The sequence below is a fragment of the Pseudomonas sp. AC211 genome (assembly GCF_979258055.1).
This window is the reverse complement of the sequence record NZ_OZ409830.1, coordinates 1,254,192-1,268,537: the sequence shown is the minus strand read 5'-3', so window position 1 is coordinate 1,268,537 and position 14,346 is coordinate 1,254,192. Positions and strand designations below refer to the sequence as shown.

Genomic DNA, 14,346 nt, shown 5'->3' with positions numbered 1-14,346 from the left:
CCGCCGCGACCGCCGGGCCGGGCAAAAACACTTACCCATAAAAAAATCCAGTCACCGCAAAATGACTGGATCTCTCAGATAAATATGGTCGGGACGGAGTGATTCGAACACTCGACCCCTAGCACCCCATGCCCGAGTGTCCCTCCAGGCACCCACTAAAACCGCTGTATTTACAGGCGCTCGCTGCAACCGACTGCCCAGTAATGCTGATAGATGCGTGAGAGAGTCACGCAATAGTCACGCAACCCCGCCTCGCCCGTTCTGGGCACGTTCACCCAATCCATACCGCCTCAAGCTTTCTTTTCAACTCCGTGGTGCTCGGCTCCGTAACGCAGGCCAACTGCCGGTAGGAATCCACCCCTGCCCTCACCTTCCCGATTTCCACGTCGGTGCCCTTGAGCACTTGCATTGCCACATAGAGCAGCGAGTCGCAGCGCTCCCGCGTGATGGCGAATGGTCTGCCGTTCACGGTCAGCGACAGGTATTCGCAGAGCTGGTCGTGCATGTCATAGGCCTGTTCGAACTTCCCGTCACGCGGCACCAGGTTGTTGAGCAGCATGGGGATTGATCCTTTGTCGGTCAGTCCACCGGCCGGCACATGCACGTGCTGGCGCTCACTCAACACAAAGTTGTAGCTGCGCTGCCGTCGCCAGTGATCTTTCCCCAGCGCCTCACTTGCCGCCGCGTCGTACACCAGTACACACGGCCCATCGAAATACGGATATCTCCATTTGGCAAGGCTCCCGCCAGCGGCGATGAAGTGGGCGACGAAGTCTTCAAGGCTGTGTTCACGCTGGCCGTAGCCGGCACCTGGCAGGCTGGCCCAAATGTTCCGGCACTTATCCACAGCTAAATCTATGCGCCCGGCGATCACGTCCAGCAGCGCGCCCTGTTCCTTGATCTGCCGAATTGCGACCTTGTCTTGGCTGACGGGGGAAAAGTCCGGAAGGTTGAGCGTCACCTTGTAGGCGCGGTAGTAGCGCAGCAGCAGTTGATATCGGCCGGCGGCTGTGGACTTCAGGCCCTTGCGATTCACCGTGACCAACACCGCCGGGTGATCGCGGTAGCTGCTGAAAGTGTTCGGGCTATCAATGCCGCCAACCACCACGTCGTAGCCATCGTCTTTGGTGTGCTTGCTGGTCGACGTGCCTTCGGACCAAGCCAACGCATCGAGGTACGCCAGGACGTTGCGGCCACCCGCCTCGTTCACAGATAAACGCGCCATTACTTCGTGCTCCTGCGGCGGTCCCGCCCGTTCCAGGCCGATGACCAGTCGATGCGCAGGATGCTGGCCAGGTTGCCGCGAGCACGGAACACCAGCCCGCAGATCACGCCCAGTACCACCAGCACAAAGGGCGACTCCACCGGGTAGATGCCCAGCAGCGAGGCAATGGCCTGGCATCCGGTGGCAGCAGCCAACGCCCAAGCCATAAGCGAAACACCCACACGGTGGCGGGCGTCGTTACGGCGGAAGGCAATCAGGCGCACACAGATAGCAGCGCACACCAGCGCGGTGAGCAAAGTCATGGGATCAACCATCTTTCTTACCCCTAAGCCGGGAATGAAACGGAACCAGAAAGGTGCTTTGCCGCCCTTCATCCACTCGATCAAGCCGGTGGCCAGGACAACGAACACCGCAGAGCTCACCAGGGCGGCAAGCGGTGGGGTGATTGGCAGGCCGCGTGCAGCGACCTCGCCGGCAACAACAATCCCGAAAATCCAGCTGGACAGCAGATAGCCGACGCTGGCCAGAAACGATGGATCGCGGGCCATGGTGATGAAGAACAGCGCCCCAGCGAAGGCCCCCAACACCACAAACGGATCGACGCCGGGGACGAGTAGCACCCCCACACCGCCGGTAACACCTGTTGCGCCAATCGCTCCGGCGGTTGCGAGATCAGTCATGGAAAGGCTCCTTTAGCCGTGCGGGTGTCATTGTTGTGGCAGATCTAATAGCGGCAGCTCTTCGAGGAACTGCGCGATGGTGGGTTGCGGGCGGTCGCCTGCCTTTACAGCGGCCAACTGCTCGTAGCCGTAGGCCCAGCACAACGAGCGCCAGGCGCGGAAGGCTTTGCCCTCGGCTTGGAAGCGCGCCACGGCGGGTTCATCCGCATAGGTGACGGCGGCCTTGATGTCGTCATAGCCAGCAGCCTGGGCGCGCTCGTCCATGTGGCGCTGAATAGTTATCTGATAATCATCGACGGAAAGTTTCGAACCGCGCTCCGCGAGAATTGCAGCAAGTTCAGTATCCGAAAGCGCATCAAGGCCGGGCCGAATAAAAGATGGGTCGCAGTCGTCGTCATACGCAAACAACTGCCCATTAGTCCGATCAATAAAGTTCTTCATTATCGCAACTCACTCCATCCGGCAAACGAACCGGTTACAACATAGGTAGCGCCGACCGGAACAATAAATGGGATTGTCCCACCAGTATTATTGAAGGTAAGTGTGCCAACAGTGACGCCAGCAACAGTCGCAGTTATTGTGCCGCCTGCACTAGAGCCGTAGACCGAAACAGAAATCGGCTTCCCTGTGGTGTTGGTGTATGTGGTTCCGGATACACGACTACCCGTCAGGTTCTGCTCGGTTTGTCCGTAGCCAATGCTGCCGAGGGCAGAGAGTGCCTGGCCTCCGACACCTTGAACGAGAGTCGGAGCAGTTGCCCAAGTGCCGGCAGTTGCTTCCACGATATCTATGAAGCCGACAACTCGATAAGGCACGTTACTGCGCGCAGTAGTTGAATAAGCAACGTTCGCGGAGTTTGAAGCAGCACTAACTGCGACGGTGCTGATTAAACCCGTTTCATCGAGGTTTACGCCCCCAGCCAAGTTCATCGCCGCGAGTTCAACAGTGCCCGCGTTATCAATTAGCAGGTGGATAATGCGCGCCGAAACGCCGCTCGCAGTTCCTAGAGTTGCGCCAGAGGGAATTGTCAAAGTTAGGTTTGATGGCGGGTTTCGATTGTTAACGGCGCCGCTATTTAAAGTGGGAGAGCGAAAGCTGATCCCCGTCTTAGTCCAACTAAGGGAAAGTGCGTTAGCAGCGACGGAAGCCCCAACAGTTTGAATCTGCTTGGGTGCGGCATTCAAAGTTGCTGCCGCGTTAGTCTCAGAAGTGAGCGCGTTGCTAGCGCTGGTTGCCGCTGCTGTCGCCGAATTGCCCGCAGCAAGTGCACTGGCGGCGGCGTCAGATGCCCAGCCGGCCGCCGTCGAAGCGCTCGCAGCAGCAGCGGTGGCGGCTGCCTGAGCCAAAGCCGGTTGCTGCTCAAGCTGCTCAAGCGTGAAGGTGGACGCCACAGGGTTGCCGAAGGCATCGAACGCCAACAGCTTGTTCATGCGCAGCGCCACAACCGGCAGCGGCGTTACCCCTTCGGGCTCCAGTGGGCTGGTGGCCAGGGCGCGGCTGTTGATGTTGATGTTTTGCTTGATGGCCAGCCAAAGCCGATCCAGATCGAGGTTGATCGTTTTCGCCAGCAGATCACCGTTGGTTTGGTAATCCGTCAGGCGCTCAATCGGGATATTCATCTGGAACAGCAGATCGCCCGTAGGAGCGACGGTGAACGTCGCAGAGCACGTGGGGTTGCCCAGGCCGGTCAGCGTAAAGCCGGAAGTGACGGCCACCCCGTTAAGGGTTACCGCCAGGTCGCTGGCGTTGATCACCAGAAAGGGAATGGCGAACACGGTAGCGATGCCGTTGGCTGCGTACCGCTTATAGGTTGGTCCGGATTGAACTGACATACGAGCCCCTGGGTGTTAGCGGGCTAGTCGGAATAGTCGACCTCGCACTTCGTGCACACCCGCATCTGGGCGCCAATCGTCCCGCGCTACTTCGGTCGGTTTCCCGACTATTCTGCCCGATGCGCACTGGCGTCTGGCTGATCGCGCCGGCGCCGGAGTCGATGAAGTCGTCAGGCTGATTTGTCAGTGCTGGGTTGAAGTCGCGCATCTGGTCCCACACCGGGCCGGTCAGCACCCGCACGTGGGCCCACAGGAAGCGGGCCGACAGCGGCGACTCGAAGGCGTCGAGGATGCGTTTCTGCTTATTGACCGTGCTGTGCTCTTCACGCACACCACAGCCCGTGCCCTTTAGCGCCTGTTTGAGGATGTTGGGGACAAAGCCGCCTGGGCCGTTGGTTTCCACCACCACGCACGGGATCTGGTACTTGATGACCAGCGCCCTCACCCGCTGCACCTGGCCACCAATGATGCGGTCCTTGTCATCGAACTCGGCCAGCTCGCCGGTCAGCTCTTCCGCCTCATGCCAATAGAGCTGGCCGCGCGCGTCTGTCAGTAGCAGGGAGAACGCCGAAGCATCCGACTTGATTTTCCCCAGCGAGCAGTCCCAATAGGCGATGGCGCCCACGATCTGCGTCGAGCCCAGGAACATGGCGGCCGCGCTGTTGGCGTAGCGCATGACCGGCTCGCAGTCGTAGGGGATGATCTTCTCGGGGTCGAGCCTGACTTCGGTGATCGGCTTCGAGTGGAGCTGGTACTGCGAATCCCATTCGTTGATGGTCCGCGTTTTACGGCGCCGCTTTTGCAGCTCTTTGAGGTCAAAGCGATCAGGCCAAGCGCTTTCCGCGTAGCAGTCAATGAGCGTGCCTGGCGGCGTAAAAAAGGCGATGCCGGCTTTGGTGAGCTGGTAATCCTTGCCCAACACCAGCGCTCGCGCGTGCTTGCCGATGCCCGAGAACACGACGTCGGGAACGAACGGCACGTCGTAGGAATGCAGCGTGGCCTCGGTTATCCGGTGCTCTTTGCCAAACATGCGGATGGTGAGGCAGTCGGCGCCCATCGCCTCGATCTCGTCGTACAGGCTGTCATGCGTGTGCGGCGTGCCGATGTAGAGCGTGCTCCCGCCAGGCACGAGGATGTGCGTCTGCTCGCCCAGGCGATACCGCAGCTTCTCCCGCGCCTCTGGCGTCTGGATGTTCTTTGGCACCTCGACGTCATCGTTCTGGCATTCATCGGCGCGGGCCGACGTGACGTTCGAGAGAATGCCTTTGGCATACATGCTTGAGTTACGGAAGTCCGCGGCGCCTTCGACCCACCATTGCTCCACCTGGCCTTTGTTGGGCGGCAGCATGTGGCGGGTCAACGGGTGGTTGCGGATGACGTTCTGGGTGTCGCGACTGGTCTTGTAGGCCGTGCCGTCCGATTCCGATTGGTGAAGGATGCGAAACGTCGGGTCGGAGTAGTAACGCCAGGCGTTGTAGATCGCCAGAATGGTGGACTTGCCGAAGCCCCGGAAGCACCGGAGCACAGCAATCTCGCCCTTGGATTCCAGCCACAGAACAGCCCTGATGTGGATATCAGGTACTACCCATTTTCGCCGGTTCGCCCATATGAGGAAAAAAACCAGAAAGCCGACTTTCTTTTCTGGCTTACCCGGTTCAGTGCTGAGCATTCGTTAGCCGGTTGATGATGGCCTGGGCTTCGCGCTCGGCGGCGGCCAACTCCCCGTCTAACTCGTCGACGGCGCTCCCGGCATCCGGCGCCGGCTTCTGGCGGTTCAATATGCCGGCGATGTTCACCACCTTGAGCAACAGCGTCATGGTTGCTGCGGCGTTCTTCTTGCACCAGTAGCGGTCGCCGCGCTCCTGCTGCGTGAGTTCGCCCAGGGCCTTGTCGGCGCCGGGCCATTGGTGCGGGTCGACCTCGCTGATGACAACCTCGCCCAACCGCTCGCTGAGCGCTTGAAGGCGCTGTATTTGATCGTCTCGCATATCAGCGACCTCCCTACTGCTGCGCCCATGTTCGGGGCGCGATCTGGTAACGCTTCGCCCGGCTCCCACCAGAACGACTGGCCGAAATCCTTTTTGGCGCGCTGGCGCATGCGTTTGAGATAACCCGGCGAAAGCAGCTCCTGCATATCATGGAAGACCGCGTGTTCAAAGGCCGCCTTGGTGTACCAGCTGCGAATGAACGGGGTGTTCTGGTAGCCGATGCGTAGCAGGTTCGCGCCGACGTCGGCCGGCTCGGTTTTTTCCTTGAAGACGCTGCCCGCCGTCATGCCGATATCTGCGGCGGTGCCGACAACCGGACCCAACAGCCCCGTGAGGTTGGACTGCCCACCACGGTTATCACCGCCCAAACCGGTGTTCATGATGTCGCCGAAAATGCCCATGCCGCCGCCGCGCAGCATCGCCTGCACCCAGAACTTCGCGTCCGTCATCTTGCGCGGGTCGCGCCCGTTCATGATGTCGAGCAGTTGGTTGGTCACCGCGCCGGCCATCAAAAGCCCGGTGAACACAGACGCGGAATAGGCCAGCTTGCCGGCGGTGGTTTCGATCTGCGCCGCGCGCTTCCAGTGGCGCTCAAACATGGCCACGCCGAAGGACTTGAACAGGGTCAGGTGGCGCAAGGATTCACCGCCAATGGTGCCGGACTGCGTGCCCTGACGGATGGTCGCGCGAGTCATCAAGCCAGGTTGAATCGAGGTGAATTCGGATTCCTCTTGGATGTAGCCCAGCATCTTGCCGATGGCGTCGTTCTTCTGTTGGGCGCTAATGCCTTGCAGGGCGCCAATCGATTCTGGCGTCAGCATTGCTTCGCCGCGCCAGTCCTCCGGTGTGGCTGCCTGCCATACCTTCCAGTCTTCCTCGGTGATGCCGTAGCGCTCTAGCCGCGCCTGCAACTTCGCGTCGGCGCCCCAGGCCGAGCGGGTGTCGGTGGCCAACCGGGACATAAGCGAAACCGAAAACCCGCGCCGCATGGCGTTGGTCCAGCCTTCCAGCAGCGTGACTTTCATCGTTGCGTTGGCGAGCTTTGAGGTCCAGCCCGCTGCGAGGTTGTCTGTGTGGAACGACACCATGTCGGAGGTAATGCTATCCATGCCCAGCGACAGGCGCGCCGCCTCGTTGCGGTAATCCTTCGAAACGCTTTTGATCGCGTTCACCAGCGTGCCGCCCAGGGGCAAACCGTGATAGGCGGTGGTGATGGCTAGCGACTGGATGTCCCCGACTACCGAGGAAATGAGCGTGGCTTGCAGCTTCGCCGCCACCATAAAGTTGCGGATGCCTTGGTTGAACTCAGCGAACCGGGCATTGACCGGCACACCCAAGCTGCCATTGACCACGTTCCAAACCATGTCCGGGGTCGCGCCGAATTCGGTGCCCGACAAGAAGCCGTCGCCAATGCCGTCTTTGATCTTGGCTGTGTCGTGCAGCAACCGGTGACGTCTGCGCGGAGTTCGGGCCAAGCTGCTCAATCATGACGGTGTCTTTGATCTGGCCGTGGACGGAGCCCTGCATGGCCTCAAACACCGATGTAGGCCCGAAGTCGCGCATGTACTCCAGATAGGAATCGCCATCTTTGAAGTGGATCTGCCGGTGGGCGTTGTCGTGCTTGGCCGCCCTGCTCGATCCGCCGCTTGCGCCTGGCGTCATCTTGTTCAGGCCATCCGTGCGCAGGGTTTCGTGCGCAGCCAGTAGGAAGTCGGTCACCTCGGCGTCGATCATCTGGGTGCCGTCGTCATTGAGATAGCGGCGGCGGTCCAGACGGTTGAGCACGTACGCGGCCCAGTCAGCAGCCGGAGCCCGGCGAACCTTCACCAGGCTGTGCGGCTGTGGCAGCCAGCCGTAATCAAGCCGGCCGATGCTTGCGCCAGCGGCGTTCTGCCGTTCACGCATCGAGTCCATCTGCTCACGCCACACTTTGGCCGCCTTCGCCGCCACCTGATTGCCGGTGTTTTCGCCGTAAACCTCGCGGACAAAATCACGCTCGGCAGCCTTGTTGGTGATCATGCCGAGGAACTTGGGCGATGCCGCCTGAATGGTTTCCATAATCGAGCTGAACGCCCGGTTGCGCTCGCCCTTGATGCGGGTTTCGACTTGGCGCAGCCGTTCGAATAGCGCAGCAGTGAATGGCTGCTTGCCACCGAGCACCGCCGCGCGAGCCTCCTGATTGGCGAGTTCGCGCGTCTGAGCCAGCAGGTTGAAGGCTTTGCGTTGCGCGGCCTTGTCGACGGCGGCGACATGATCGGCCATAGCAGCTTGAGCGGCTGCCAATTGGCGCTGCTGCTCAGTCAGGGCGTTGAACTTGGTGGGGTCGGTGCGGGCCATGTCGCGGATATGAAAACTGATTCGGTCTTCAATGGCCTGGGCCTCGGCCTTCTTGAGGGGCCGGCCGATTGCCTGCTCCACCTCGTTGATGCAATTGGCGCTCATAGCCACGGGCTTTGCCTCCTGTTGGGATGGAGGCAAGCCTATGTGTTGGCGCTAGACGGTTTCCCGACTATTTGAGGTCAGAAAAGCTTGGGGGTGAACCACGATGCGGCGAAGCAGGCGAGCGCGATTGCGCCGGGGATTTGCCAGTACGAAGCCGGCATTTGGGGCAGGTACATTGAGACGACGAGCGAGACGACCAGCACCACGATGGAGATTGCCCAGGTAGCGTAGAACCAAAAGACCGGCGCGTTGACGGCGCTTGCTGTGGCCTGCTCTGCAACGAACCGCCAGAGCAGCCGAGCGAAGTACAGCGCGACCAGCAGCATGCACCCGCCGGCGGCAATTGAAGCGAGTGTCCTGTCCAACCTATACGCCTCTCAGCATGCAAGTGATCGCGGCCACGTAGGACTGCGATTCTTTAACCCCTGTAGCGTGCTCAGCCTCAATCGCTGCCAGCACGTCCGATGCCTTCTCTTTCACCGCCACCCCATCGGCGTCGTAGCCGGAACTTACCATAGCCTCCGGGTTGCGGCTCACGACGTCACGCAGCATTTGCAGCTCTGGCGGTTCAGGTGTGGTCGGTCCAATTGCATCGCCACCGGCCGAGCGTATACTGTCGCTGTCTCGCGCGACCTGCGGAAAATCTTCGGATGCTGCTGCCGCGTGAGGTTGCCGGGCTTGCCCGTCAGCCAATGAGGATGGAGAGTGCAGCCCTCCCGCGCGAGATTCATCTAATTCCGCCTTCCGGGCCCGAGCTTTGTTAAGGGTCCGCTCCGGCATCGTCATTGCCGACACCACGTCTACCCCCTTCCCGTTCGCCGAAATCTCAATGACTGTGCTCTGGTGCTTTGCCGCCCCCGCACGCTCGCCACCATCAACATCGCGCAGCACCAATAATGCCCGGTCAGGGTTTTGGTGGTTGGGCAGCACTTCGTCAGCCGTCAACACGCCTCGCTCGAGGCGGTCCAATACCTCACGAACGATACCTGGCCTGCTTTCCTGAATGTGCTTGATTGCCCTGGCCGAGATACGCGCTTCCCGCAGGTTTTCGTTGAAACCGGGGAGGTAGTCATGCAGGCCCTGGGTAGTCGCGTCATCCATGCGTCCGATGCTGAACAGCACGTCAGGGACAGCCGCGCCCTTTTCCGTGTTCGCCGCCAGGTGCGAATCGTAGAACCGGCCTATCTCCGATAGCGGGTAGGCGGTGCCATCACGGAATACCGGTGCACCCTCGGGGCTGTATTCGGCTTCACGCCCTACCCGTGCAGCGAACTCGCCTGCAAGTGATTTGGCATCGACTCCTAATTCTTCGTCCACAGCCCGCGCCCGGCCCTGGGCAAGCGGGCTCGCTTCATCGGCACGGAGAAACGTGGCGCTTTGTATGGAGTCGGGCAGCGCGACCTGTTCGCCGCGATTGATCGAATCGATGGCAGAGCGCAAGGCGTCTTGATGCGCCATGCCCGACTTGGGATCGACTGGCGCACCTGGCGCGGTGTCGATGTCTGCGTGCTGGGCGTTGCGCTCGGCGCGCGGCGTCCACCTGCTCAGTGGTTGGCTTGCGCATGCCGGCACGGCCAATGCCGAAGAACGCCAGCCCCATGATTACATCGGTCGCCACCGCCGTGCTGTCCATGGCCCGGTATTGCGCAGCCTGGGCGGTGTAGCCGTTGCTCTCAAGGATCGCTGCGGAGCTGGCCCGGTGCGCTACGCCAAGCCCAACGTTTGCAGCAACCGTTGCGGCAGCATCACCCAGCAACGGCTTGACGATGCCAGCGGCCGGAAGCGCTGCGCCTGCGGCTGTGGTCACGCCCTCAGTTAGGCCCAGCAGGTTGGCTGTGCCTTCGTCGATACCTTCGCTCATCGATACAGCGCGGCGGGAATAGCCGGCAGGTGCGCCAGCGGCAGCAGCCCCGGCTAGCGGACCAGCAACGACCGACGCCAGCACGGTACGGGGCAGGATCGCCGCAGCCTCACCGATAATCTGGCCAGCGGTGCCCACCTCGTTTGGATCGGGACGCAGAAGGCTAACGGCCTGCGCGGTTTCCTCGCGCGTGGTTTCGAGGTCGGTGTTGATGTCCGTCTGCGCTTCGGGGCTGAGCGTCGTCGACTGGGTGTAGTCGAAGATGTTCTTGCTCGGGCCCACCGGTTAGCGCGGCGTTGAGGTAGGCAGATTTGAGCGTTGCCCCGCCCTCAATGACGCCGCGCACCAGGCCTTGGCCAAGCGCGTCAAAGCCGCCCTGGAAGAAGGTCGGCTTCAGCTTTTCCGATGTGCGCTCAAGCCGCTGATCCTGGCTGGCCGCTTCGTTCGCCTCGATTGAGGAATCTAACCAGCTCATTTAGGCACCCCAACAGAGATGATCATTGGCAGCGAGGTGGTCGGGTCGACCTGCACTCGTCCGGCGTTCAGCAAGTAATACGAGCCCTCGCGCCCTGGCACTGGCGACATCGGCATGTCTTCCAACTGGCTCACCGGGAAACCGCTGCGGGTGGCCAGACCAACAAGCTCAATGTCGACGATCTTGTTGAACGTGGTGTCGGTCATGCCGTAAGGCTTAACCACCTTGGCGCCGCCGCGCTCGCCGATCCCGCCAGTCGCCATTTCTACGGCCTGGGCTGACAGCTCCTCGTCCACCTCCAGCGCCGCACTGTCGTGCATCACACCGCGAGCGGTTGCGGTCCCGGCATACAGCGCCTTGTACGCCACAAACGCTTTTTCCCGCTGTGGCGTGCCTGGCACCAGGGAGCCGCCGACCGCGCTATCAAACGAGTCTTTGAACATCTTGTCGGTGGGCATCACGACGGATTTGTCGGCGAGCACCTTGCTACCCGCCAGCAGTGACTTGGGCACGCTGGTCCCGTCCGGGCCTTTGAGGTCGCGGAACTGGGCGAGGCCGGCAAGCACGGTGATGGGCCGATCGGCCGCCAATGGCTTGATCGCCTCGGCATAATCGGCGCCGCTTGGGGACGCTGCCGCGATGGCGCCCAGGAGGTTGAGCTTGGTGGCATCGTCTGCCTGAGCCAGCACGGACGTGAGCATGGCTTGTTCGGCGGGCTTCCAAGGGTTGCGCGCGACCTCAGTGCCGTATTGCTTGCGCACCGCATTGACGACATCGAAACGCGCGGCCACCTGCTCACCAAGCGACTGAAGCCCGCCAGGCGTGCCAATGCCGGTCAGGTCCAGGGGCTCCACATCGGTGCCGGTGCGCATGGCGTTGAAGGTCAGCGGATTCTCTTTGAGCAGCTTGGTGTTGTTGTCGACGGCAGTTTGCAGACGGTTGACGTTGGCCTGCTCTGTCACGCTGCCGCCATTGGCTGCCATCTGCTGCCGCTTGTTGTCGATGTACTGCTGCTGCTCAGGCAAGGACGAGCGGAGCAACCCTTGAATCTCGACCATTTCACTCATGCGGGTGTTGAACTCGCCTGCGGCAGAGGTGCCCGCGACAGTCGCTTTCCAGCGAGCTTGGTCCGCTGGCGTTGGCGGAACACCGCTAGCGGCCTGGCGATCCATTTGCGTTAGGGCGCGCTCCGCTTTCATCTCGCGCATTTCAGCCTGACGAGCGTTGTGCTCCTGCACCTGATAGATGCGGCCGGTGACGGTGTTCATCAGCGCCGTGCGCTTCTCCGGGTCCAGCTTGCTGGCGTAGTACCCATCCTCGGCGGTTAGGTCGTGCTCAACCTTTTGCAGCGAGGCCAGATCATTGCCGGCGCCGATGACGCGTTGGGTGGCGTGCGTGCTCCAGTTCTGGTCGCGGAACTCCTGCTTCTCGTCGGTCCAGTCAGGCCCGAAGGCCATGCGGCCTACCTCGTCGATTTCCTCGGCATCCATGCGCGCGTTGATCTGGTCGATGTTGGCACCTGGTGCGCCGGCGTCTTTGCCGAGCGTGTCCATGCGCGAAACCAAATCAGCCTTTGCGGTAACAATGCGCGCGCCCGCTGCTGCACTGCGAATGCCGTCAAGGCCACCCTCTTGCAGCCGGCGAACGGAAAGCCCCACCTGCCCTGCTGCCTCCGGGTCAAGGCCTGGGGTTTCTAGCGGCTTGAGCTTGTTTACCGCCGAGTTGTACGCATCCTCGGCTTTGTCGTACGGGAGTTGGCCAGTGCGCAGTTGCTCGGCCAGGTCCGCGCTGATGGTCTTGACCTCAGACTCGCGATCGATGATCGAATTGCTCGCCTTGAGCCGCGCTAAGGCCTGATCCTCTCTGTTCTTGATGGCGCCTTGGTTGTTGGCGAAGTCCTGAACAGTTGCCGCGAGCTGGTGAGACGCTTGGTTCTGCGCGCTTAGGTCGCCACCGATAACGCGGCTTTGCCCTGGATCGGGCAGAACTCGGGCAACGCCTGGCCCCATTGGAATCTGTGCCATTGGTTATGCCCCCTTCTTCGCAGATGCTTTCCACCCGGTATAGGCCGAAGTGGCGCCACCTAGAACAGTGGTCGCCGCTTGCGAGTTGGCCGCCGACTGCGCCTGGCCGCCGGCAAGCTCGTAGTTGCTTGCATCGGCATAGCCGCGCTTCTTCTGGTTTTGACCGTTGAACACGGTCAGCGCCGCGTCTTCTTCGGCGTTGCGCGTGATTTCCTCGTTGATGTTCAGCGCTGTGCCCTCGCCAACATCGACACCAGATCCAGCCAGAGCGGCGGTTGCCTCGCTGTTGCGGATGGCCTTTACGCGACGGATGCGGTCGGCCTGCACCTCGGCGGCGCTGGCGGCGTTGTCCGCGTCGATCTGCGCTTGATCCGACTGTGCTTCAGCGTTGAGGTTGGCTTGCTTGCCAGCCTGCACCGAGGAATAGCCGGCGTAGGCAGAGGTGGCGAGTGCGGTGACGGCTACGACCGCTGCGGTATATCCAGACATGGTGTTACTCCCCAGAGCTGGCGGCCTGCTTTCGCGACCCCAGCATGTTGGCTTCATCGGTGAATTCTTCTTGCCTGCTCCACGGTCGTCGCCGTGGTTGCAAAGCACATGGTGAGGTCGGTGTCGGCGTGTGCCAGGAACGCCTGCTTGCGGCCTGCTTGGCCTGGCAGAACGTGATAGCCGCAAAGCTCTAGCGACTCGCCGCCGATGTAGGCAGTGGCGTGGCCAGAGACGATCAGCAGCGTGGGGATGCGGATTAGCGCGCCAGTGATCATCACGCCGGCAGGGATGCGGATGGTTCGGGCGTACAGACCAGCATGGAAGCGGTGCCGCGTTTCGATTGGCACCTGCTCCAGGCTGCGCAGATGGGTTTCAAGGCTTTGGACCTTGCGCACTTCCGCTGGCGTCATAGCGGGCAGGTTCATCCCAGCCCCCGGACGAACACTTGGCTTGTCGGGCGATATCCGCTGCGTGGCAGTACCTGGGCGAGCCGGCCATTGACCGGGGCGCTGACCATCAGCGCAGTGGCGCCAAGTTCTCTCGCTCGAGCTTCCGCCGCGCGCAGCAGCTTCAAGCCAGTACCACCACGCCGAGCACCAGGCGCCACAAAGAACGATTCCATGGCGCACACGCGGCGACCACCGTAATGCGGCAAGCCGTACACCAGCAGCGAAGCCAGACCGACCAGCTCGGGACCGAATGCGCCGACGATGTGCAGCGCGCCGGCCGTTTCCATCTGGCGGTACATGTCGAAGTCGGCCACAACCTCACCGAACTCAGCTACGCGAGATTCGACGCCGTAGGCTTCCAGCAGCTCAGCAAGGGCGCCGGACTGCTCAACCTCAGCGATGGTGCAAGGTCGGATGATCACGCGCATGGTTGCAGCTCCTGCACGTACATCGGGCCGAGCAAGCGAAAGCCGGCGCTTTCATAAAGCCGGCCGGTGCCTTCGACGTTTACTGCGGTCCCGATGCCCATCTGCACTTGTGCGGCGCCCATGATCTTGGCCCACTCGATAAAGGCGCGGATCAGCCGCAACGCAATGACCCCGTTACGGCGGCCAGGCAGCACGAACAGCGAGTAGTCGTAGGCGATCAGTTCATGGCTGAACCACTGATCAACGATGCCGCCAGCCATGCCCCCCACGATCACACCATCAACCACGGCAAGGAAAACCGCGCCTTGGCCCTCGATCAGTTCGAGCATGAACGCTGCCGCCTTCTCGGGCACAAACGCCAGGTGCGCATAGCTGGTGGTGGCGTGAAGGACCGCGCCAAGCTCAAGGATGCGTGGAATGTCGGCCGGTGTTGCCGCTCTGATCATGGTCTTG

Annotated in this window: 16 protein-coding genes; all 16 read right to left on the bottom strand. The window is 61.6% G+C overall.

Annotation, left to right across the window (positions count from 1 at the left end; translation table 11 throughout):
- Positions 1 to 271: 271 nt before the first annotated feature.
- The gene (locus ACZZZP_RS06165) at positions 272 to 1,225 is read right to left on the bottom strand and encodes a DUF1353 domain-containing protein (protein ID WP_463536364.1); all 954 of its coding nucleotides are present in this window, start codon (positions 1,223 to 1,225) and stop codon (positions 272 to 274) included.
- Positions 1,225 to 1,905: a putative holin gene (locus ACZZZP_RS06160; protein ID WP_463536363.1), complete on the bottom strand. Its 681-nt coding sequence runs from the start codon at positions 1,903 to 1,905 to the stop codon at positions 1,225 to 1,227. Before ACZZZP_RS06160 ends, ACZZZP_RS06165 begins: the two co-directional genes overlap by 1 nt.
- A 27-nt stretch (positions 1,906 to 1,932) precedes the next feature.
- Complete coding sequence (locus ACZZZP_RS06155; RefSeq protein ID WP_463382144.1) at positions 1,933 to 2,346, bottom strand: hypothetical protein; 414 nt, start codon at positions 2,344 to 2,346, stop codon at positions 1,933 to 1,935.
- Positions 2,346 to 3,737, bottom strand: a complete 1,392-nt coding sequence (locus ACZZZP_RS06150; RefSeq protein WP_463382143.1) for a hypothetical protein — start codon at positions 3,735 to 3,737, stop codon at positions 2,346 to 2,348. The genes ACZZZP_RS06155 and ACZZZP_RS06150 overlap by 1 nt, the downstream gene beginning before the upstream one ends.
- Positions 3,709 to 5,406, bottom strand: coding sequence for a phage terminase large subunit (terL, locus tag ACZZZP_RS06145; RefSeq protein WP_463536362.1), 1,698 nt, complete (start codon positions 5,404 to 5,406; stop codon positions 3,709 to 3,711). The genes ACZZZP_RS06150 and terL overlap by 29 nt, the downstream gene beginning before the upstream one ends.
- Positions 5,393 to 5,554: a hypothetical protein gene (locus ACZZZP_RS06140; protein ID WP_463536361.1), complete on the bottom strand. Its 162-nt coding sequence runs from the start codon at positions 5,552 to 5,554 to the stop codon at positions 5,393 to 5,395. The genes terL and ACZZZP_RS06140 overlap by 14 nt, the downstream gene beginning before the upstream one ends.
- Positions 5,551 to 7,122 carry a hypothetical protein gene (locus ACZZZP_RS06135; RefSeq protein WP_463536360.1) on the bottom strand — a complete coding sequence of 524 codons (1,572 nt, stop codon included), beginning with the start codon at positions 7,120 to 7,122 and terminating at the stop codon, positions 5,551 to 5,553. Before ACZZZP_RS06135 ends, ACZZZP_RS06140 begins: the two co-directional genes overlap by 4 nt.
- Complete coding sequence (locus ACZZZP_RS06130) at positions 7,031 to 8,173, bottom strand: hypothetical protein (RefSeq protein ID WP_463536359.1); 1,143 nt, start codon at positions 8,171 to 8,173, stop codon at positions 7,031 to 7,033. The genes ACZZZP_RS06135 and ACZZZP_RS06130 overlap by 92 nt, the downstream gene beginning before the upstream one ends.
- A 71-nt stretch (positions 8,174 to 8,244) precedes the next feature.
- The gene (locus ACZZZP_RS06125; RefSeq protein ID WP_463382139.1) at positions 8,245 to 8,493 is read right to left on the bottom strand and encodes a hypothetical protein; all 249 of its coding nucleotides are present in this window, start codon (positions 8,491 to 8,493) and stop codon (positions 8,245 to 8,247) included.
- A gap of 40 nt (positions 8,494 to 8,533) precedes the next feature.
- A complete protein-coding gene (locus tag ACZZZP_RS06120) occupies positions 8,534 to 9,625 on the bottom strand; it encodes a hypothetical protein (protein WP_463536358.1) in 1,092 nt (363 codons plus the stop codon).
- Positions 9,519 to 10,310 (bottom strand): hypothetical protein, encoded by a 792-nt coding sequence (locus ACZZZP_RS06115; protein WP_463536357.1) that lies wholly within the window; start codon positions 10,308 to 10,310, stop codon positions 9,519 to 9,521. Before ACZZZP_RS06115 ends, ACZZZP_RS06120 begins: the two co-directional genes overlap by 107 nt.
- Positions 10,311 to 10,499: 189 nt before the next feature.
- The gene (locus ACZZZP_RS06110; RefSeq protein WP_463536356.1) at positions 10,500 to 12,527 is read right to left on the bottom strand and encodes a hypothetical protein; all 2,028 of its coding nucleotides are present in this window, start codon (positions 12,525 to 12,527) and stop codon (positions 10,500 to 10,502) included.
- A 3-nt stretch (positions 12,528 to 12,530) separates the two neighbouring features.
- Complete coding sequence (locus tag ACZZZP_RS06105) at positions 12,531 to 13,016, bottom strand: hypothetical protein (RefSeq protein WP_463536355.1); 486 nt, start codon at positions 13,014 to 13,016, stop codon at positions 12,531 to 12,533.
- Between the two features lie 53 nt (positions 13,017 to 13,069).
- Positions 13,070 to 13,441, bottom strand: a complete 372-nt coding sequence (locus tag ACZZZP_RS06100; protein ID WP_463536354.1) for a hypothetical protein — start codon at positions 13,439 to 13,441, stop codon at positions 13,070 to 13,072.
- On the bottom strand, positions 13,438 to 13,893 hold the full coding sequence (locus ACZZZP_RS06095) for a GNAT family N-acetyltransferase (RefSeq protein ID WP_463382134.1): 456 nt from the start codon (positions 13,891 to 13,893) through the stop codon (positions 13,438 to 13,440). Before ACZZZP_RS06095 ends, ACZZZP_RS06100 begins: the two co-directional genes overlap by 4 nt.
- Positions 13,884 to 14,339: an N-acetyltransferase family protein gene (locus tag ACZZZP_RS06090; RefSeq protein WP_463382133.1), complete on the bottom strand. Its 456-nt coding sequence runs from the start codon at positions 14,337 to 14,339 to the stop codon at positions 13,884 to 13,886. Before ACZZZP_RS06090 ends, ACZZZP_RS06095 begins: the two co-directional genes overlap by 10 nt.
- Between the last annotated feature and the right edge of the window lie 7 nt (positions 14,340 to 14,346).

What these genes read in the sequence shown, in the direction of transcription:
- ACZZZP_RS06095 (WP_463382134.1), bottom strand. Translation starts at nt 13,893, where the DNA reads ATGCGCGTGATCATCCGACCTTGCACCATCGCTGAGGTTGAGCAGTCC.
- ACZZZP_RS06120 (WP_463536358.1), bottom strand. Translation starts at nt 9,625, where the DNA reads ATGGCGCATCAAGACGCCTTGCGCTCTGCCATCGATTCGATCAATCGC.
- ACZZZP_RS06155 (WP_463382144.1), bottom strand. Translation starts at nt 2,346, where the DNA reads ATGAAGAACTTTATTGATCGGACTAATGGGCAGTTGTTTGCGTATGAC.
- ACZZZP_RS06110 (WP_463536356.1), bottom strand. Translation starts at nt 12,527, where the DNA reads ATGGCACAGATTCCAATGGGGCCAGGCGTTGCCCGAGTTCTGCCCGAT.
- ACZZZP_RS06125 (WP_463382139.1), bottom strand. Translation starts at nt 8,493, where the DNA reads ATGCTGCTGGTCGCGCTGTACTTCGCTCGGCTGCTCTGGCGGTTCGTT.
- ACZZZP_RS06160 (WP_463536363.1), bottom strand. Translation starts at nt 1,905, where the DNA reads ATGACTGATCTCGCAACCGCCGGAGCGATTGGCGCAACAGGTGTTACC.
- ACZZZP_RS06090 (WP_463382133.1), bottom strand. Translation starts at nt 14,339, where the DNA reads ATGATCAGAGCGGCAACACCGGCCGACATTCCACGCATCCTTGAGCTT.
- ACZZZP_RS06100 (WP_463536354.1), bottom strand. Translation starts at nt 13,441, where the DNA reads ATGAACCTGCCCGCTATGACGCCAGCGGAAGTGCGCAAGGTCCAAAGC.
- ACZZZP_RS06150 (WP_463382143.1), bottom strand. Translation starts at nt 3,737, where the DNA reads ATGTCAGTTCAATCCGGACCAACCTATAAGCGGTACGCAGCCAACGGC.
- ACZZZP_RS06105 (WP_463536355.1), bottom strand. Translation starts at nt 13,016, where the DNA reads ATGTCTGGATATACCGCAGCGGTCGTAGCCGTCACCGCACTCGCCACC.
- terL (WP_463536362.1), bottom strand. Translation starts at nt 5,406, where the DNA reads ATGCTCAGCACTGAACCGGGTAAGCCAGAAAAGAAAGTCGGCTTTCTG.
- ACZZZP_RS06140 (WP_463536361.1), bottom strand. Translation starts at nt 5,554, where the DNA reads ATGACGCTGTTGCTCAAGGTGGTGAACATCGCCGGCATATTGAACCGC.
- ACZZZP_RS06165 (WP_463536364.1), bottom strand. Translation starts at nt 1,225, where the DNA reads ATGGCGCGTTTATCTGTGAACGAGGCGGGTGGCCGCAACGTCCTGGCG.